Raw genomic sequence first — 19213 nt, forward strand, 5'->3', positions numbered from 1 at the left:
AGAGAACGTGCGCATAGCCCTGCTGTCCTACCGCAGCAAGACCCACTGTGGCGGGCAGGGGGTCTATGTCCGGCATCTCAGCCGCGGCCTGGCCGAACTCGGGCATCGGGTCGAGGTGTTCTCCGGCCAGCCGTATCCGGACCACCTCGATCCCCGGGTGACGCTGACCGAGGTGCCCAGTCTGGACCTGTACCGGGAACCCGACCCGTTCCGCACGCCCCGCCCCGGCGAGATCCGCGACCGGATCGACCTGCTGGAGCTGGGCACCATGTGGACCGCCGGATTCCCGGAGCCGCGCACGTTCAGCCTGCGTGCCGCCCGGCTGCTGCGCTCGCGCGCGGCGGATTTCGATGTGGTGCACGACAATCAGTGCCTCGGCACCGGACTACTCGACATCGCCCGGCGGCTGCCGCTGGTCTCCACCGTGCACCACCCGATCACCCGCGACCGAGCACTCGACCTGGCCGCCGCACCCTGGCGACGCAAGGCGTTCGTGCACCGCTGGTACGGCTTCCTCGGCATGCAGCGGCGGGTGGCCCAGCAGATCCCGGACCTGATCACGGTGTCCTCGTCCTCCGCGGCCGATATCGTCGATGATTTCGGTGTCGACGCGGAGCAACTGAACGTGGTGCCGCTGGGCGTGGATACCGAACTGTTCCGGCCGCGCGGAGGCCGGGTGCCGGGCCGTATCGTCGCGGTCGCCAGCGCCGACAAGCCGTTGAAGGGCATCGGTCACCTGCTGCAAGCCGTTGCGCGGCTGCGCCTTTCGCACGATCTCGAGCTGCGCCTGGTGGCCAAGCTGGAGCCCAACGGCCCCACCGAGAAGCTGATCGCCGAGCTCGGCCTGTCCGATATCGTCACCGCCTCGGGCGGCCTGACCGACCTCGAACTGGCCGAGCTGCTGGCGTCGGCCGACATCGCCTGCATTCCGTCGATGTACGAGGGCTTTTCGCTGCCCGCGGTCGAGGCGATGGCCAGCGGCACCCCGCTGGTCGCCAGCCGCGCCGGGGCGCTGCCGGAGGTGGTGGCCGACTGCGCGGAGCTGGTCGAGCCGGGGAATGTGGACGAGTTGGCGCACACGATCGGCCGACTGCTGGACGCGGAGCGGCGCCGGACCGAACTCGGCGCGGCCGGACGCCAGCGAGCACTCGCGGTGTACAGCTGGGAATCCGTTGCCGCGCAGACCGTTTCCGTCTACGAGCAGGCCATGGCCCGCCGAACGAGCGAGGAGATCATCACATGCTGACCGTCGACTTCGACCGCCTGGGCGTCCGGCCCGGCACCCGCGTGATCGATGTGGGTTGCGGGCAGGGGCGGCACTCGTTCGAGGCGTACCGGCGCGGCGCGGATATCGTCGCCTTCGATCAGAGCGCGAGCGATCTGGCCGACGTGAAGGTCATGTTCGGTGCGATGGCCGAGGCGGGTGAGGCGCCGCACTCGGCGAAAGCCGAAGCGGTGCAGGGCGACGCGCTGGCAATGCCGTACGAGGACGGCGAGTTCGACGTGGTCGTCGCCTCGGAGATCCTCGAGCACATTCCCGACGACGACAGCGCCATCGCCGAACTGGTGCGGGTGCTGAAGCCCGGTGGCGCCCTGGCGGTCACCGTGCCGCGCTGGCTACCCGAACGAATCTGCTGGCTGCTGTCGGACGAATACCACGCCAACGAGGGCGGGCACGTCCGCATCTATCGCGCCGACGAGCTGCGAGCGAAGATCTCCGGGCGGGGTGTGCGATTCATCCACAGCACGCACGCCCACGCGCTGCATTCGCCGTACTGGTGGCTGAAATGTCTGGTGGGTGTGTCGAAGACCGACAGCCGGGTAGTCGAGGCATATCACCGACTGTTGGTGTGGGACATGATGAAACGACCCTGGCAGACCCGCTTCGCCGAGACCGCCCTGGACCCGGTCATCGGCAAGAGCGTCGCGCTGTACTTCACCAAACCGGCGGTGCGCCGTGCGTGACCTGCCGGAGGTCTCCGGCGTACTCACCGCCGCGCAGTGCCGCCGCACCGCCGAATCCATTGCCGCCGAGCAGGAACCCGGCGGCGCCGTGCCGTGGTTCGGCGGCGGCCATACCGACCCGTGGGATCACATCGAGAGCGCCATGGCGCTCACCACCGCGGGATTGCTCACCGAGGCGCGGGCCGCGTACGAGTGGTCGGCCCGCACCCAGCGGGCGGACGGCTCCTGGCCCTTGCAGTTTCGCGCCGGTGCGGTGGAGAACGCCGATGCCGACACCAACTTCTGCGCCTACATCGCCACGGGGGTCTGGCACTATTACCGCCGCACCGGCGACCGTTCCTTCGCCACGGCGATGTGGCCGACGGTGCGGGCCGCCATCGATTACGTCGCCACCATGCAGCAGGGCCGCAACGGCGAGATCTATTGGCTGCGTTCCGCTTCCGGCGTGGTGCCCGAAGCACTGCTGACCGGCTGCTCGAGCATGTTCCACAGCATCCGGTGTGCGCTGGCGCTGGCCGAACTGGCCGGGGATCCGCAGCCGGACTGGGAGGTCGCGGCGATGCGCCTCGGCCATGCCCTCCGGCACCACCCGGAGTCGTTCGCCGAGAAGGACCGCTACTCGATGGACTGGTACTACCCGGTACTGTGCGGCGCCTACCGCGGCACCGATGGCGCGGAGCGAATCGACTCCCGCTGGGGCGATTTCGTCGTCGGCCGGATCGGCATCCGCTGCGTCGCCGACCGGCCCTGGGTCACCGGCGCGGAAACCTGCGAACTGGCCTTGGCGCTGGACACCCTCGGCGACCACGAGCGTGCCCACCGGCTGCTGGCCTCCATGCAGCATCTGCGCGAGCACGACGGATCCTATTGGACCGGACTCGTTTTCGCGGACGGCAAGCGCTGGCCGGAGGAACGCACGACCTGGACCGGCGCGGCGATGATCCTCGCCGCGGATGCGCTGGCGCGTGCGACACCGGCCGCCGGAATCTTCCGCGACCCGGCCGCGCCCATCGACATCACCACCGGATTCGCCTGCGACTGCGTCGGTTCCCGCCGCTAGTGCTCTGACCGGGAAGGTTCGCCGGGGCGGTCGTCCGGGCGGTTGGATGCACGGTGACGTCCGCTCCGACTGCTGGGGGTGTAGTGGCTGAGCTTGTCCATGTGCGCAGGTTGACCGACCAGGAGGGGCAGGGGTTCACCGGGCAGGCTCATGACCATGGACTCATGCGGGCGAGAGCATCTCCTGAAGGATGCGCTGCAGCTCGGTGCGGTCCTGGGGGGTGATCCTCGCCAGCCTGCGGTCGTACTCCGCCGCGAGGGCTGCAAGTGCACGATTTCGTGCCTCTGTGCCTTCAGCGGTTAGTACGAGCCGGTGACGCCGCAGGTCCGCGTCGTCGATCTCGCGCCGGATGAACCCCTTGGCGACGAGGTTGCGGACGTAGACCGTCACGCTCGCTTTGGGGAGCAGCAGTGCCGTCGCGATCTCGGCCGGGTACGGCGATGCCTCGACCTCGGCCAGGACGAAGAACTCCTTCGTCTCCAACCCGAGCTCGGCCAGCTCCTCTGTGCAGGCATCCATCACGACTGCCAGCAGCCGCTGGTTCAGCGTCCACAGCTGCGCCCCGTCGACCGGCATGCGGTCCTCCATCCATGTGGTACGGTTTCGTACTAGTTCCAAATCGTACAAAATGCGGTCCTGTACTGGACTCCTATGGAACAACAATCTCACAAAGGAAGCCGGGTATGATTCAGCACCTCACGATCCCGCGCGGTCCCATCAACCTCGCCGCGGACCTCCACCTGCCCGACAACGCCGACAGCAGCGCACCGCTGCGCGCCGTCGTGCTCTCCACCCCGGGCAGCAGTGTGAAGGAGCAGATCGGCGCCAACTATGCGTCCCGTCTCGCCGCCCGCGGCATCGCGGTGCTCGTCTTCGATCCCGCTCATCAAGGGCAGAGCGGCGGCGAGCCACGCGACCTCGAAGACCCCTACCGCCGCGGTGAGGACATCTCCTACGCCATCGACGTGCTCACCATGACCCCCGGCATCGACCCACAGCGCCTCGGCGTCCTCGGTATCTGCGCCGGTGGCGGCTACGCCGTGCACACCGCCCGCACGGACCACCGCATCAAGGCGGTCGGAACCGTAGTCCCCGGCAACATGGGCACCTCGTTCCGCAGCTTCCAGCCCGACGGCCCGGCCGCCGCACTCGACGCCCTCGCCGACGCGCGCATCGAAGAGGCCCGCTCCGGCGAACTCACCCGTGCGAACTGGCTGCCCGACACCCTGGAGGACGCCGCGGCAGCCGGTCTGACCGATATCGACACCACGCAGGCGATTACCTACTACCGCACCGAGCGGGGCGGCAACGAGCACTCCACCAACCGCCGCCTCTCGCGCAGCGACTCCCTCCTACTGGGCTGCGACGCGTTCCACCTGGTCGACCAGCTCATGACCCAGCCACTGCAGGTCATCCTCGCCGGACGCATCGGCAACACCGGCTCCTACGAGGCGGGCATGCAGCTGTGGAAGATGGCCCCCAACTCGGTCGACCTCATGGTGATCGAGGGCGTAGGCCATTACGAGATGTACGACGAACCCGAATACGTCGACGCCGCCGTCGAACGACTCACCAACTTCTACGTCAACAACCTGTAAGGCATCTGAACCGGCGAACCTATGCGGTCACAGCACTAGCTCCCGTCAGCGGCGCGGGGTCCGGGCGCGCACATGGATGCGCTCGCCGTGCTTGCCGAAGAGGCTGAGGACCTCGACGTCGCCGCGCCCGGCCGCGCCGAACCAATGCGGGACCTGGCAGTCGAATTCGGCCGCCTCGCCGGCGGACATCACGAAGTCGTGGTCGGCGAGCCGGACGCGCAGCCGCCCGCGGAGCACGTACAGCCATTCGTAGCCCTCGTGGGTCCGTAGGTACGGCTCCTCGTCGTGTGCGGGAATCGTCATCTTGTAGGCGCGCGGGTCGCCGCTGTGGCGCGACAGCGGGATCAGGACGCGGCCGTCCTTGCTGGTGGGGTGCTGCGGTACCCGGGGATCGACGATGCGGGGCGCGGTGACGATCTCGTCGAGCGGGATGCCCAGGGCCGCGGTGATCGGCAGCAGGAGTTCCAGGCTCGGCTTGCGCTGTCCCGACTCCAGCCGGGACAGGGTGCTCGTCGAGATGCCGGTGACCCGGGTGATCTCGGCAAGGCTGACGCCCTTCTTCTCCCGGGCACGCCGCAATCTGGGTGCGATCTGCTCGATAGCGGCGCCCACGCTCGGCTCGTCCATGCGGCCAGTCAACCAATGCGTCCCGGAATCGGCAACAGTGTTTGTCGATTCCGGGCCGATCCTCCGATGCTCGTAGCGGAGGTGATCCGAATGAATACCACAACGGATACAACGAGAAATGCCCGCGCACAGCGGTTTCGGGGAGGTCGGCCGGACCGGCTACCGGCCGGGGTCTACCTGCTGGGCTTCAGCCTGTTCGCGATGGGCAGCGCCGAGTTCCTGCTGGCCGGAGTCTTGCCGGAGGTCGCCGCCGACCTCGACGTCACGCTCTCCTCGGCCGGGATGCTCATCACCGCGTTCGCGCTGGGCGTCGTATTCGGCGGACCGCCCTTCGCTGTCCTCAGCCTGCGCTGGCCGCGCCGCACCGCCCTGGTCGCCACCCAGGCCGTCTTCGCCGCCGCCGTCGCCGTCGGTCTGCTGGGCAACTACCAGGTGCTGCTGGCCAGCAGGGTCGTCGCTGGATTGGCCTACGCCGGATTCTTCGCCGTCGCCTCGGTCACCGCGATCGGCCTGGTCACCCCCGACCGCAACGCCCGCGCGTCCGGCGTGGTGGTCAGCGGCCTCAGCGTGGCCATGATCGCCGGTGGCCCCGCGGGAACCCTGCTGAGTCACTTCACGGAGTGGCGGGGCGGATTCTGGGCCGTCGTACTCCTGACGTTCGCCGGTATCGTCGGCTGCGTACTCGGGCTTCCTTCGGCCACAACGAATTCCGGGCCCGTAGCAGGCGTCGCGAGAGAGGTCGCGACGATGCGCAGGCCGATGCTCTGGATCATCTACGCGATCGTCATCGCCTCCACCGCGGCGTACATGATCACGTTCAACTATCTGGCGGCCATGCTCGCCGACCTCACCGGGGTGTCCGAGGTCTGGATCCCGGCGGTCCTCGCACTGTTCGGGATCGGCGCCTTCCTCGGCCTCTCCATCGGCGGCCGGATCTCCGACCGACGCCCCCACTTCGCCCTGCTCACGGGCGCACTGTCCATCGCGGCACTGTCCCTCGTACTGGCGATCGCGATCGAGCAGGTCTGGATCGTCATCCCCGCGGTATTCCTGCTCGGAATCGCCGCCTTCGTCCTCAACCCGGCCCTCTACGCCCGCGTCTTCGCCATAGCCGCCGACGCCCCCACCCTCGCGGGCGCAACCACCGTGTCAGCCTTCCAACTGGGCATCAGCCTCACCCCGGTACTGGCGGCCGCCACCCTGACCTCCGGTGCCGCACTTACCTCGGTATGCCTGATCGGGGCCGCCCTAGCCGCGGCCACCGTCCCACTGATCCTCCTCGACCGAAGGTCACGGGGCTGACAACCACTCCCACCATTGCGTCGCGTACTCCCACCCATTCACACGCCCACTCCCAACCATTCACACGCCTACCCCGTCATCCACGTGCCAACCCACGTCATTCCGGCGCTATCCGGGTGATCCCCATGGCCTCCTGCGTGCGGAATTGTCGATCGACAACTCCAGCATCGTTCGGTGATTGCCATGTCCCGCAGGTCAATACGCGCGGCCTGAGTCCGGCCGGAGGCGCCGGGCGTCCACGAGGGCCTGGTAAGCCGCACGTTTACGCGGGCAGTCCTCGCGGCGGCAGGTCCGGTGCTGCTGCATCGCGCGATGGGCCTGCGGCACCGTGAACCCCCGCCCCGGCGCGGCGTGCGTGTACGCCAGAGACTCGACGGTATGAGGGGGAGCCTCGCCTTCGTCGCTGTTGCCGTCGAGTCCGGTGCGCAGCAGGACCCCGGCAATGCCGCAGAAGATCGCCACGAGCACCACGATCATCGACCACCCCGCTGCGGTGCTCACGACTGCCCCATCTGACAGGGAAATGTCGTCCAGCGAGCGAAACTCATTCGAGGAGTGGCAGTTTCGACGTCGACAATGCACATCAGCGCGTGCAACTGGATGGCGTCCAGATGGCCGGGTGACGGTGTGATCACGGCGTCGACGTCCGCCGCTCGTACCTGGTCGACCAGTGGGAGCGTGGACGGGCCGGGCCAGTACAGCGCATAGCCGAGCCGCCGCGCGAGCTGGCGGACCCGGGCGTTCTCCCACTCGCCCCACGGACTGACGTCGGTGTCGACCCACGCGAACGCTGTCGGATTCGCTCTCATCGCCTACTGCCTCCGCCTCGTTGTTGGGAGGCACCCGCCGCCGGAGTCGGAATCGGGGAGTCAATTACGACTCGGCGGTGGGGCCGAATCTGACGCTAAGAGCGGGTCTCGATTCGACCAGGTACATTCCGTACCCCTTACCGAGTGGTTACGCTTCAAGATTGACGGGGCAGTCTGGCGGAAGGCATACACCGTGGACGGCGGAGAGGGCCTGGCGATCGGCCAACGAATCAAGCTGCACCGTGAGCGCGCGGGGATGTCACGGCCCGTGCTCGCGGGACTGATCGGGAGATCTACCGAGTGGTTGAAGGCCGTCGAGAACGGCAGGCTGCAGACCCCGAAGCTGCCGCTGCTGCTGCGAATCGCACAAGCTCTGGAACTGGAGGACTTGGCCCAATTGACCGGTAACGGCCATGCGGTGCCGGTCGCGGTATTCGCGGGCGAACGCCACGCGGCTCTGGCGGAGGTGCAGGCCGCACTGACCGGCGCCCATTTCAACGCGCCGAGTCGCGCACCGAAAGTGCAACACCTCGCGGAGCGGCTGAGGGCTGCGTGGCAGGTACGGCATTCGAGCCCGGACCATCGCACTCAACTCGGAACACTGTTGCCCGGGCTCATTCGGGACGCGCAGAACGCGGCGCGTATACAGGGTGACGACCGCCGGGCTGCGAGGCGGATCCTTGCGGGCGTCTATCAACTAGCCGACTTCTATGTCGCGTATCAGCCAGCGCCGGAACTGGTCTGGATGGTTGCCGATCGGGGCCTGAGCGAGGGCTACGAGACCGACGACCCCTACGTGATCGCGTGCAGCGCCTGGGCGATGGTACAAGCGCTCCGGGATTCCGGGCGCTGGGACGAGGCGATCAATCTCGCCCAAGAATCGACGAAACGCCTTGCCCCATATGTCGATCGGGACAGCACCTCCGACGATTGGCGCGGAATCGCGGGTGCGTTGGATGCGGAGATTGCGTACGTGCACGCGCGGCGCGGCAGGCACGGTGAGGCATGGCGTTACTGGGAGCGCGCAGACCGGATCGCGCAGAAGCTCGGCCCGGCATACCGACATGTACAGACGTCGTTCTCGATACCTGTGATGGGTGCGCACGCGGTGACGTTGGGTGTCGAGCTGCGCCGACCCGGTGAGGCATTGCACGCGGCGCAGGCATTCGATGCAGACCAGATCACCTCGGTACCGCGCCGCGCCCGACATTTCATCGAAGTGGCTCGCGCGCACGGTGTGCGTGGTGAGTCGACCGCGGCGTTCGCACTGCTGTCGAAATCGGAACAGACTGCGCCCGAAACGATCAGATACAACGGATTCGCACGAGATATGCTGCTCGGCTTGCTGAAATCGCCACCGTCCGGGATGCGGACGGATGTGCGCGAGCTGAGTCGCCGTATCGGATTAGCCGCATAGGCAGAGCTTGCCGCAGGACTAAACCCGACCGCCGCATCCCGCGCGCAGCATCGCTCCATCGCAAACGCGGTACAACCCGATGGTTCACGAGACGGTGCGAGCCCTCGCACGCACCGAGGCGCGCAGCGACAACTGTGCACGGATTCGCAGTGTGGTGCGGGATCACCAACAATCTGTAGCTCAGCCTGCTGCGGGAAGCCCTTTCGCGGCAGCAGGTGTCAGGAACTCGACCCGCACAGCCGATGTGAAGTCGGCACGCTTGGAGAGGAAGTGCTTCGTGTGCGGTTGCCGCTCGTGCTCCTCGAACGCCTCCCGATCCCGGTACACCTCATAGAAAATCCGCGACAGCGGCTCACCCTCCACTGTGTGCGTCGAGTAGACGAGAGTCCCGGGCTCGTGTTCCGTGATACCCCTGACGGTCTCGGCAACCAGACGATCGAACGCCGCAGCCTTCTCGCTGTCCTGCAGGTCGAACTTCACAACAAGCGCGTACAACGAATTCTCTGACACCAGAGTCACCGTACCGGGGGCGTCGCCCTACGACGATCGAATCGTCGGCGGGCACCCGTTCATGAATAGCTTGGTCGGCATCCACTGTGACCAAGGTGCCGATTTCGGCAAGTGTGCTAGGGCCGTAGAGGACTACACCTGCCCGCCGCACCCCGCATCGCGCTCCAGGATGCGCATCGATCCGACCACCGCCACCTCTCGGAAGTTCCCGCTGTCCAAGGCTTTTCGGTAGATGTGGTACGGGGCTTGGCCGCCGTCGCGAGGGTCGGGGAAGACGTCGTGGATGACGAGGGCGCCGCCTGCGGCAACCCAGTGAGCCCAGTTGTCGTAGTCGCGCTGGGCGGCTTCCTCGGTGTGGCCGCCGTCGATGAACAGCAGGCGGATCGGCGTGCGCCACATGCGCGCGACCGTGGCGGAGGCGCCGACGACGCCGACGACCGTGTCGGTGAGACCGGCGCGCACGATCGACCGCCGGAATGCGGCGACGGTGTCGAATCGCCCGGTCGCCGGGTCGACCAGGGAGCTGTCGTGGTACTCCCAGCCCGGCTGGTGTTCCTCCGAGCCGTGGTGGTGGTCGATGGTGTACACCGTCGCCCCGGTTTCGCGGGCCGCCGCGCCGAGGTAGATCGCCGACTTGCCGCAATAGGTACCGATTTCGACGACTGTGCCGTCGCCCGCGTATCGCCGCACCGCGTCGTGCAATGCCCGCCCCTCCTCGCCCGGCATGAAGCCGGTAGTTTGCTCGGCGAGGTCGAACAATTCCTGGGCAGCAACGGGAGTCGCCGAATCGGCACGGGTCATGGGAGACGGACCTTTCTGTCGGCACAGGGCACACGGCCGGTGTCGCGGGCGGAGCGAGTTGCCCGTAAGAGGTGTCCAGTGTAGCATCCAGACACGTGTCCGATCCCTTGCCCGTCAGCATGGAGGCGACCCGGCGCCGCCTCACCGAGAAGCAGGCCGACACCGTCGACCGGCTCACTCGGGCCGCGCTCGAGGTGCTGTCCCGCGAGGGTTTCGCGGGGCTGACGGTCCGCATGGTCGCCGCGGCCGCCGGGGTCGGCACAGCCACCGCGTACACGTACTTCTCCTCCAAGGAACACCTTGTGGCGGAGGTCTTCTGGCGCCGCCTGGCCGCGACGCCGCCGCCCGCGGACGAGGATTCCGGCACCACCGCCCGGGTCGTCGCGGTGCAGCGTCAGATCGCCATGCTGGTCGCCGACGAGCCCGCGCTCGCAGGCGCGGTGACCAGCGCGCTGCTGGGCACCGACCCGGACGTGGCGCACCTACGGGTGCGCATCGGGTCCGAGATCCGCAAGCGCCTGGTCACGGCCCTCGGCGACGACGCCGATCCGGAAGTCGTGGAAACGCTCGAGCTGCTCTACGCGGGCGCCTTGGTCCGCGCGGGCATGGGCTACGCCTCCTACGCCGAGATAGCCGACCGCCTCGAAAAGTCCACTCTCCGAGTGCTGGAGTAGTCGACTGCGCTCCCGGCCAAAAGCATGCCGGGCAAAGGCAATGGCTGAGCATGCCGGGGAAATAGGGCGTTACTCCTTTACTCGAAGCCCGTCGGAGACCGGGGCACTGCACCCGACCCGAGACCCGCTGGAGCACAGAGCACTGCGCCTGACCGAGACCCGTAGGAGTACAGAGCGCTGCGCCTGACCCGAGACCCCCGTTCGAGTTCAGGGCACTGCTTCCGACTCGAGGCCCGCTGGAGTACAGGGCGCACCAAACCCGAGACCCACTGAAGAACGGGGCACTGCTCCTGACTCGAGGCCGCTGGAGGACGGGGGCGTTGCTCCTTGCTCAATTCCCGCTGGAGACGTCGAATACCTTGCCGCGAACTCGCTTCCGTAGTACCGTCCAGACACGTGTCCATCACGGGTGGATCCGGTACGGCGGAAGGATTTCCGATGACGCTCGTCAAACCGCGGCAGGTGTCCGGCGACAATCATGAACACGGCCATCTGGAGGAATTCCGGACCGACCCGATCGCGCTGATGCGCCGGGTCCGTGCGGAGTGCGGCGATGTGGGTTCGTTCCGGCTGGCCGACAAGGACGTGATCCTGCTGTCGGGCTCGGAGGCCAACGAGTTCTTCTTCCGCGCCGCCGACGAGGACCTGGACCAGGGGGCGGCCTATCCGTTCATGAAGCCGATCTTCGGCGAGGGCGTGGTGTTCGACGCCAGCCCGGAGCGCCGCAAGGAGATGCTGCACAACCAGGCGCTGCGCGGCGAGCACATGCGCGGGCACGCGGAAACCATTGCGCACGAGGTGGATCGGATGCTGTCGCGCTGGGGCGACGAGGGCGAGATCGACCTGCTGGAGTTCTTCGCCGAGCTGACCATCTACACCTCCTCGGCCTGCCTGATCGGCAAGAAGTTCCGCGACGAGCTCGACGGACGCTTCGCGCATCTGTATCACGAGCTGGAGCAGGGCACCGACGCGCTGTGCTACGTCGACCCCTACGCCCCCATCGAGAGCTTCCGCCGCCGCGACGAGGCGCGCGCCGAACTCGTCGAGCTGGTACAGGACATCATGAACGGCCGGATCGCGAATCCGCCTGCGGGCAAGGATGATCGGGACATGCTCGACGTGCTGGTCTCGATCCGGGACGAACAGGGCAACCCGCGCTTCTCGGCCAGCGAGATCACCGGCATCTTCATCTCGATGATGTTCGCCGGGCACCACACCACATCGGGCACCGCGGCCTGGACGGTGATCGAATTGCTGCGCCATCCGGAGCAGTTCGCGAGCGTCGCCACCGAACTGGACGAGCTCTACGCGGACGGCAAGGACGTGAGTTTCCATGCGCTGCGCCAGATTCCACAGCTGGAGGCGGTCCTCAAGGAGACGCTGCGGCTGCATCCGCCGCTGATCATCCTCATGCGGATCGCGCGCGACGAGTTCGAGGTGTGCGGAAACCGTATTGCGCCAGGCGATCTCGTGGCCGCAACCCCCGCGGTGTCCAACCGGATCCCCGAGGACTTCCCGGACCCCGACAGTTTCGACCCGGGCCGTTACCTCGACCCGAACCAGGCCGACCTGGTCAACCGCTGGACCTGGATCCCCTTCGGCGCCGGGCGGCACCGCTGCGTCGGCGCGGCCTTCGCGCTCATGCAGCTCAAGGCGATCTTCTCGATCCTGTTGCGGGACTGGGAGTTCGAGATGACCCAGCCGTCCGACAGCTACCGCAACGACCATTCCAAAATGGTGGTACAGCTGCAGCAGCCCTGCTCCGTGCGCTACCGCCGTCGGCGCTGACCCGCCGCCGCAGCCGCCGAAGCGACGGACGGGTCACAGCACCACAGTCATTCCCGGTGCGCGGGTTCCACACAACTTCATTCCCGGCGCGCGGGCTCCACAACTTCATTCCCGGCCCGGGCTCCACAACCTATTCCCGGCACGCTTTTGGCCGGGATCTACAACACCGATTCGATAGCGCTGACAACCGCCGGATCCTTGGGTTCGGTGCGGGGCCGGAACCGGCCGACCACCTTGCCGTCGCGATCCACGAGGAACTTCTCGAAGTTCCACTGGATGTCTCCACCCTCGCCCTCGGCGTCGGTGGTCTGCACCAGCTCCTGGTACAGCGCATGCCGCCCGTCGCCGTTGACGTCGGACTTCTCGAGCAGCGGGAAATCCACACCGTAGGTGGTCGAGCAGAACTGCTCGATCTCCTCGGCCGTACCGGGCTCCTGGCCCATGAACTGGTTGCACGGCACCCCGACCACGCTGAATCCGCGCGGACCGTAGGTCTGCTGCAACTCCACCAAGCCGGTGTACTGCGGGGTGAGGCCGCACTTGGAGGCCACGTTCACGACCAGCAGAGCCTTGTCCCCGGCCAGCTCGCCGAGGGTGGTGGGTTCGTCGGAAAGGGTTCGTACGGGAATGTCACGAATAGTCACAGGGGCGATGATAGGACGAATCCGATCATCGCCCCCGGGCGAATCTCATCAGGAGTAGCTGACCTGCCAATGCTTGATGCCATTGATCCACCCCGACCGCAGTCGCTGCGGATCGGCCAGCTGCCGCAGGCTGGGCATGGCATCGGCGATGGCGTTGAACATCAGATCGATCTCGAGCCGGGCCAGGTTCGCGCCCACGCAGAAATGCGCCCCGGTCCCGCCGAAGCCGAGGTGCGGGTTGGGATCGCGCAGGATGTCGAACCGGTGCGGCTCGTCGAACGCCGCCTCGTCGAAATTGGCTGAGCTGTAGAAGATGCCGAGCCGCTGTCCCGCCTCGATATGCTGCCCGCCCAGTTCGACATCGCGGGTCGCGGTGCGCTGGAACGCCGTCACCGGCGTCGCCCACCGCACGATCTCGTCCGGCGCGGTGCGCGGGCGCTGCTCGCGGTAGAGCTCCCACTGCTCCGGGTTGTCCACGAAGGCCTTCATGCCGTGCGTGACGGCGTTGCGCGTGGTCTCGTTCCCTGCCACCGCGAGCAGGATCACGAAGAAACCGAACTCGTCGGATCCCAGTGCCTCCCCGTCGATATCGGCGTTGACGAGCTGGCTGACGATGTCCTCGGCCGGGCGGGCGCGCCGCTGCTCGGCCATGTTCCAGGCGTAGCCGAGGATCTCCCCCGAGGCGACGACCGGGTCGCCGTACTCCGGATCGTCGTAGTTGAGCATCTGATTCGACCAGTCGAACAGCTTGTGGCGGTCGGCCTGCGGCACCCCGAGCAGTTCGGCGATGGCCTGCAGCGGCAGCTCACAGGCCACCTGCTGAACGAAGTCACCGCTCCCGGACTCCTTCGCCGCGGCCACGATCCGCTCCGCGCGCTCCGCGAGCGCCGCCCGCAGGCCCTCCACGGCCCGCGGCGTGAACCCTTTGGAGACGATGCGGCGGATCTTGGTGTGCTTGGGCGGATCCATATTGACCAACAGCGCACCCGTCCCCTCCAGCTGCTCGGGCGTGGCGAAGCCGGGGAGCCGGATGATCGCGCCCTTCTGCTGGGACGAGTAGATATCGGAGTGGCGCGAGATCTCCTTGATGTCCTCGTGCCGACTCACCACCCAGTACCCGCCGTCGTCGAACGGCGCCGCCTGGTCGGGGGTCTGGGCGTTCCACCACACCGGGGCGGTTCGCCGCACCGCGGCGAATTCCTCGACGGGACTGCGGTTCTCCCACAGTTCGGGATCGGTGAAATCGAATCCGGCAGGTAGTCCGGGATCTGCTGCGGCCGGAACGGGCACGGCTCCTCCTCAGTGTTCGCAGCATTGCGAACCGAGACGAAATTGGAACGAGTTCTACGTAGATTGAAGCACTATCGCGCCCAACTGAACAGGTGTCTGGTCAGGATTCCGAAAGATCGTTTACACCACCGGCCCGACCACCCGATGGACGCCGGTCGGACGTCGCAATCGATGGCGGATCTTCACTAGAATTAGAACTTGTTCTACAGTGATCTCGGGCACGCTCCCGGGCGGCCCTTGCGCCGACGACGACTACTTCGAGGATGAGGTAAGCACTATGACCGACTCTCCGCGCAGCGCGGATGCGACCGAAGCCGACTACATCGTCGTGGGCGCGGGCAGCTCCGGGGCCACCATCGCGGGCCGGCTCGCCGAGCACGGGGCCCGCGTGATCCTGCTGGAGGCCGGGCGCAAGGACAACACCCGCCTGGTGACCATGCCCGGCGCGATCACCATGGTGCACACCGTCCCGCAGCTGAAGAAGCGGGTGACCTGGAAGCAGTACTCGGTTCCGCAGAAGTTCGCCAACGACCGCGAGATCCCGATGACCCGCGGCAAGGTGCTGGGCGGCTCCAGCTCCGTCAACGGCATGCTGTTCGTGCGCGGCAACCGTGCCAACTTCGACTCCTGGGCGGCCGAGGGCTGCGAGGGCTGGAGCTACGACGACGTGCTCCCGGCCTACAAGCGCCTGGAGAACTGGGAGGACGGCGCCAGCGACGTGCGCGGCACCGGCGGCCCGATCGAGGTGACCCGGCAGAAGGACCTCACGCCGATTTCGCAGGAATTCATCACCGCCGCCACCGACACCCTCGGGGTGCCCCAGATCGCCGACTACAACGGCGAATCCCAGGAGGGCATCAGCATCTTCCAGCAGAGCGTGCGGTACGGCCTGCGCTACAGCTCCTCGCGCGGCTACCTCACCAACATGCCGAATCCGAACCTGACGGTGCTGACGAATGCGCACGTCGCGCGGGTCGTCATCGAGGGCGGCCGGGCGACCGGCGTCGAGGTCATCGAGAAGAGCGGGCGACGCATCATCCGGGCGGCCAAGGAGGTCGTGGTCTCCGGCGGCGTGATGGGTTCGGCGCAGATCCTGATGCTGTCGGGCGTCGGCCCGGCCGGGCAGCTGCGCGAGCTGGGGATCGATGTGCACGCGGATCTGCCGGTCGGCCAGAACCTGCACGACCACCTGTTCGTGCCGATGACCTTCCTCTCCAAGAAGGCGATCCACCGCGGCATCCCCACGTACTTCGCGCGCGGCATCATGCGCGAGCTGCGCAACCCGGGCAGCTCCTGGTTCGGCCGCACCGTCTTCGAGGCCTGCGGATTCGTGAAAACGCCGTTCGCACAGGACATTCCGGACATGCAGATCCACACCTTGCCGTGGAGCTACCCGGTGCCCAACCAGGACGAGGACAAGCTGCACATGGTGGACCGGCGCGCCGGGCTCACCATCTTCCCGACCCTGATCTATCCCAAGAGCCGCGGCGAACTGCGGCTGGCCTCGGCCGACCCGTTCGACTCCCCCGTGATCGACCCGGGTTACCTGTCCGATCCGGCCGATACCGAATTCCTCGTCGAGGGCATCCGGATGATCCGCGAGATCATGGCGAACAAGTCGATCGCGGGCGATATCACCGAGGAGTACACCCCCGGCCCCGCCCTGCAGGAGGAGGCGGCGCTGCGCCGGGAACTCCCCAACCGCGTGCACTCGGTCTACCACCCGGTCGGCACCTGCCGGATGGGCGTCGACGAGCGCGCCGTGGTCGACCCCCAGCTGCGGGTGCGCGGCATCGAGGGCCTGCGCGTAGCCGACGCGTCGATCATGCCCAGCATCACCGGCGGCAACACCAACGCCCCCTGCTACATGATCGGCGAAAAGGCCGCCGAATTCATCACCGCCGACGCATAACCCGCACGTCCCCTTCCCGCACCCCTTGCATGTTCACGCACCCGATACAGGTGCTTGCAAGGGGTGCGTGAGCGTACAGGGGGTGCGCGAAAACCCCTGCTATCTCGTGAAGGCCGCGTGCGCGGAACACGCTCGTCTGCGTGGTCTTCCGCGGCAGGCGCGGGGGGCGGTGCGAGACTGGCGTGCGTGAGCGAGTCGTTGGGCAAACGCGTGGCGGCCGTGCAGAACCTCAAGCCCGGGTGGTTTGCGGCGGTGATGGCGACCGGGATCGTGTCCCGGGCGGTCACCGGGGCCGGGTGGGCGTGGGGTGGTAATGCTCTGCTGGTCATTGGGGTTGCGGCGCTCGCCGCGCTGACCGTGGCGACGGTGCTGCGGTTGATCTTCTTTCGGGACGATGCCCTGGCCGATGCGCGCAATCCGGCCGTCGGCTTCACCTATCTGACCTTCGTCGCGGGGACGGCCGTGATCGCGGCGGGGCTGGCCAAGCACGACGCGACCGGTGCGGCGCTGGCACTGCTCGCGATTGCGGCGACGGCCTGGCTACTGCTGTGCTACGCGATTCCGGCGGCGCTGATGGTGCACCACTCGCCGCAGACCGCGGTCACCGGCGCGGACGGCACGTGGTTCCTCTGGGTGGTCGGCACCCAGTCGCTGGCCGTGGCCGCCACCGTGCTGCCGCAGCCGTGGGGGCGGCGCTTCGTGGTCCCCGCCGTGCTGTGCTGGTCGGTCGGCGTGGTGCTGTATCTGGCGGTGGCCGCGCTGGTGCTGGGGACGCTGTTCGGCGGCGGGCTCACCGCGGCGAAACTCGTTCCGGCATATTGGGTTTTCATGGGGGCGACCGCGATCAGCGTGCTGGCCGGTGCGCAGGTGCTGGAGCACGAGGGCAACCATCTGATCGCGACGCTGCGGCCGTTCCTCGCCGGCGCAGCGCTGGCGCTGTGGGCCTTCGGCAGCTGGCTGATTCCGCTGCTACTCGCCGCCGGGGTGTGGCGACATCTGGTGCAGCACTTCGCGCTCGCCTACGAGCCCGGCCTGTGGAGCATCGTGTTCCCGATCGGCATGTACGGCGTCGGCACCGCCGAACTCGGCAAGGTACTCGGCGAGCACTGGATGGTCACCTTCGGCCACGCCGAGGCCTGGGTGGCCCTGGCCGCCTGGACCGCCACCGCCCTCGCCCTCCTGGCCACCACCCTCCGCCGCCGCACCCGCTGAACGACGTCCGCCACTTCGCGCACCCCGCGCCCATCCGCGCATCCCGTGCATCCGCTGCGAAGGGTGCGTGAACGCCTACGCGGTGCGCGAAGAACGGCGATTGCACGCGAATCAGAAGGGGTGAACACGGTCCCGACCTGCGGCGGAGCCTGGTGTGGGCGCCGGTGGAACATTCAGGGGGCGTTGCGTGTTGTGGATAGTGCCGTTACCGTAGGCATTGTCGTCATCTTGTGGATGCAGGTCGACACAACCCTTTCACACAGGGCCAATCCCTTCCCGCAGGATTTCTTCACCCTCCCGGTTCGTCCGCTCTCGCAGCGCTCGTAGCGCTATCCGGATCGATCCGAGTTCCTCCGCGGCCGCGCCGCGATTCCGGCCTTGCCGCGACCACGATGACCACTGACTCACTCATTCATTCAGGAGAAACGCCATGGAACAGAACACAATTCACAGATCGGACGGCGACACCGACGCCGCGAACACCTCGACCACGCCGGTCACCGGCATCCTCGATATCGTCGGCAATCACGCAAGCCTGCGCGTCGACGGCTATCTGGCCGGACCGAACGACGCCCACGTGTCGATGCGGCTGGTGCGCGACAACGGATTACGGCGTGGCGATGCCGTCACCGGCGTCGTCGGATCCAAGCGCGACGGCGTGAAATTCGCGCCGCTGGTTCGCGTCGACACCGTGAACGGGCTGTCGCCCGCACAGGCCCGATCCCGCCCGCACTTTTCCGAATTGGTCCCCATCTATCCACAGGACCGGTTGCGGCTGGAGACCGAACCGCACGAAATGACCACGCGCGTCACCGATCTCGTCATGCCGATCGGGAAAGGCCAACGCGCCCTGGTCGTCGCCCCGCCCAAGGCTGGCAAAACCTCTGTGCTGCAATCGATTGCACACGGCATTGCCAAGAATCACCCCGAGTGCCAGCTGATGCTGGTGCTGGTCGGCGAGCGCCCGGAGGAGGTCACCGACCTCGCCCGCGCGGTGCCCGCCGATATCGCCGCCGCCACCTTCGACCAGCCGCCGGGCGAGCACGTCGCGGTCGCGGAGTTGGCCGTCGAACACGCCAAGCGCCTGGTCGAGATGGGCCGGGACGTGGTGATCCTGCTGGATTCGCTGACCCGGCTGGCCCGCGCCTACAACCTGGCCTCGTCCGCCTCCGGACGCATTCTGTCCGGCGGCGTGGACGCCGCCGCGCTGGCGCCGCCGAAGAAGTTCCTCGGCGCGGCCCGCAACATCGAGAACGGCGGCTCGCTCACCATCGTCGCCACGGCGCTGGTGGAGACCGGCTCGGTCGCCGACACGGTGATCTTCGAGGAGTACAAGGGCACCGGCAACGCCGAGCTCAAGCTCGACCGCCGCACCGCCGAGCGCCGCCTGCATCCCGCGGTCGACATCTCGCAGTCGAGCACGCGCAAGGACGAACTCCTGCTGCACCCCGACGAGGCGGCCGCCATCCAGGCGCTGCGCGGCACCGTGGCCGGGCGGGACCCGCAGCACGCGCTCGAACTGCTGCTGACCGGCCTGCGCCAGGCCGATACCAATGCGGAATTCCTCGCAGGCATCCGCGCCGCGAGTAGCTGATCCACCCGGC

At 67.5% G+C, this 19213-nt stretch carries 18 protein-coding genes and 1 pseudogene; 11 read left to right on the forward strand and 8 right to left on the reverse strand.

Annotated elements, in window-relative coordinates:
- Positions 1-7: 7 nt before the first annotated feature.
- From NM1_RS33265 to NM1_RS33275, 3 genes are read left to right on the forward strand one after another with little or no spacing between them, the layout of a single operon-like run.
- Positions 8-1246 carry a glycosyltransferase family 4 protein gene (locus NM1_RS33265; RefSeq protein ID WP_068029317.1) on the forward strand — a complete coding sequence of 413 codons (1239 nt, stop codon included), beginning with the start codon at positions 8-10 and terminating at the stop codon, positions 1244-1246.
- Positions 1240-1965 (forward strand): class I SAM-dependent methyltransferase, encoded by a 726-nt coding sequence (locus tag NM1_RS33270; protein ID WP_068029320.1) that lies wholly within the window; start codon positions 1240-1242, stop codon positions 1963-1965. Before NM1_RS33265 ends, NM1_RS33270 begins: the two co-directional genes overlap by 7 nt.
- Positions 1958-3025 carry a glucosidase family protein gene (locus NM1_RS33275; protein ID WP_068029324.1) on the forward strand — a complete coding sequence of 356 codons (1068 nt, stop codon included), beginning with the start codon at positions 1958-1960 and terminating at the stop codon, positions 3023-3025. The genes NM1_RS33270 and NM1_RS33275 overlap by 8 nt, the downstream gene beginning before the upstream one ends.
- Positions 3026-3187: 162 nt before the next feature.
- Here NM1_RS33275 and NM1_RS33280 read toward each other — a convergent pair whose 3' ends face one another.
- Positions 3188-3601, reverse strand: coding sequence for a MarR family winged helix-turn-helix transcriptional regulator (locus tag NM1_RS33280; protein ID WP_068029381.1), 414 nt, complete (start codon positions 3599-3601; stop codon positions 3188-3190).
- A gap of 107 nt (positions 3602-3708) precedes the next feature.
- On the opposite strand from NM1_RS33280, the gene NM1_RS33285 reads away from it, so the two are divergent.
- Positions 3709-4623: an alpha/beta hydrolase gene (locus tag NM1_RS33285; RefSeq protein WP_068029326.1), complete on the forward strand. Its 915-nt coding sequence runs from the start codon at positions 3709-3711 to the stop codon at positions 4621-4623.
- 45 nt (positions 4624-4668) lie between these two features.
- On the opposite strand, the gene NM1_RS33290 is transcribed toward NM1_RS33285, so the two are convergent.
- Positions 4669-5250 carry a helix-turn-helix domain-containing protein gene (locus NM1_RS33290; protein WP_068029329.1) on the reverse strand — a complete coding sequence of 194 codons (582 nt, stop codon included), beginning with the start codon at positions 5248-5250 and terminating at the stop codon, positions 4669-4671.
- Positions 5251-5340: 90 nt separating this feature from the next.
- Here NM1_RS33290 and NM1_RS33295 point away from each other — a divergent pair, with 90 nt between their 5' ends.
- Positions 5341-6552, forward strand: a complete 1212-nt coding sequence (locus NM1_RS33295; RefSeq protein WP_068029384.1) for an MFS transporter — start codon at positions 5341-5343, stop codon at positions 6550-6552.
- A 195-nt stretch (positions 6553-6747) separates the two neighbouring features.
- On the opposite strand, the gene NM1_RS33300 is transcribed toward NM1_RS33295, so the two are convergent.
- Both NM1_RS33300 and NM1_RS33305 read right to left on the reverse strand, forming a co-directional pair.
- Positions 6748-7053, reverse strand: coding sequence for a hypothetical protein (locus NM1_RS33300; protein WP_068029332.1), 306 nt, complete (start codon positions 7051-7053; stop codon positions 6748-6750).
- The gene (locus NM1_RS33305; RefSeq protein ID WP_068029335.1) at positions 7050-7361 is read right to left on the reverse strand and encodes a hypothetical protein; all 312 of its coding nucleotides are present in this window, start codon (positions 7359-7361) and stop codon (positions 7050-7052) included. Before NM1_RS33305 ends, NM1_RS33300 begins: the two co-directional genes overlap by 4 nt.
- Positions 7362-7554: 193 nt before the next feature.
- On the opposite strand from NM1_RS33305, the gene NM1_RS33310 reads away from it, so the two are divergent.
- A complete protein-coding gene (locus NM1_RS33310) occupies positions 7555-8778 on the forward strand; it encodes a helix-turn-helix transcriptional regulator (RefSeq protein WP_068029338.1) in 1224 nt (407 codons plus the stop codon).
- 180 nt (positions 8779-8958) lie between these two features.
- Here NM1_RS33310 and NM1_RS33315 read toward each other — a convergent pair whose 3' ends face one another.
- Entirely contained in the window at positions 8959-9288 is a 330-nt protein-coding gene (locus tag NM1_RS33315) for a putative quinol monooxygenase (RefSeq protein WP_246011490.1), read from the reverse strand.
- 132 nt (positions 9289-9420) lie between these two features.
- Positions 9421-10089, reverse strand: a complete 669-nt coding sequence (locus NM1_RS33320; protein ID WP_068029340.1) for a class I SAM-dependent methyltransferase — start codon at positions 10087-10089, stop codon at positions 9421-9423.
- Between the two features lie 119 nt (positions 10090-10208).
- On the opposite strand from NM1_RS33320, the gene NM1_RS33325 reads away from it, so the two are divergent.
- Both NM1_RS33325 and cyp51 read left to right on the forward strand, forming a co-directional pair.
- The gene (locus tag NM1_RS33325; RefSeq protein ID WP_068029343.1) at positions 10209-10763 is read left to right on the forward strand and encodes a TetR/AcrR family transcriptional regulator; all 555 of its coding nucleotides are present in this window, start codon (positions 10209-10211) and stop codon (positions 10761-10763) included.
- A 438-nt stretch (positions 10764-11201) separates the two neighbouring features.
- On the forward strand, positions 11202-12551 hold the full coding sequence (cyp51, locus tag NM1_RS33330) for a lanosterol 14-alpha demethylase (protein WP_068029345.1): 1350 nt from the start codon (positions 11202-11204) through the stop codon (positions 12549-12551).
- 158 nt (positions 12552-12709) lie between these two features.
- On the opposite strand, the gene NM1_RS33335 is transcribed toward cyp51, so the two are convergent.
- The gene (locus NM1_RS33335) at positions 12710-13195 is read right to left on the reverse strand and encodes a glutathione peroxidase (protein WP_068029348.1); all 486 of its coding nucleotides are present in this window, start codon (positions 13193-13195) and stop codon (positions 12710-12712) included.
- 48 nt (positions 13196-13243) lie between these two features.
- Positions 13244-14485, reverse strand: coding sequence for a cytochrome P450 (locus NM1_RS33340; protein WP_068029350.1), 1242 nt, complete (start codon positions 14483-14485; stop codon positions 13244-13246).
- Positions 14486-14762: 277 nt separating this feature from the next.
- Between NM1_RS33340 and NM1_RS33345 the strand changes: the two genes are divergently transcribed.
- The 3 genes and pseudogenes from NM1_RS33345 to NM1_RS33355 form a co-directional block, all read left to right on the forward strand.
- The gene (locus NM1_RS33345; protein ID WP_068029353.1) at positions 14763-16397 is read left to right on the forward strand and encodes a GMC family oxidoreductase; all 1635 of its coding nucleotides are present in this window, start codon (positions 14763-14765) and stop codon (positions 16395-16397) included.
- 186 nt (positions 16398-16583) lie between these two features.
- Complete coding sequence (locus NM1_RS33350; protein ID WP_147289050.1) at positions 16584-17609, forward strand: tellurite resistance/C4-dicarboxylate transporter family protein; 1026 nt, start codon at positions 16584-16586, stop codon at positions 17607-17609.
- 457 nt (positions 17610-18066) lie between these two features.
- Positions 18067-19203, forward strand: a pseudogene (locus tag NM1_RS33355) (transcription termination factor Rho, short form); the annotation flags it as partial.
- Positions 19204-19213 lie beyond the last annotated feature (10 nt).

The organism is Nocardia mexicana NBRC 108244 (genome assembly GCF_001613165.1).
Lineage (GTDB): Bacteria > Actinomycetota > Actinomycetes > Mycobacteriales > Mycobacteriaceae > Nocardia > Nocardia mexicana.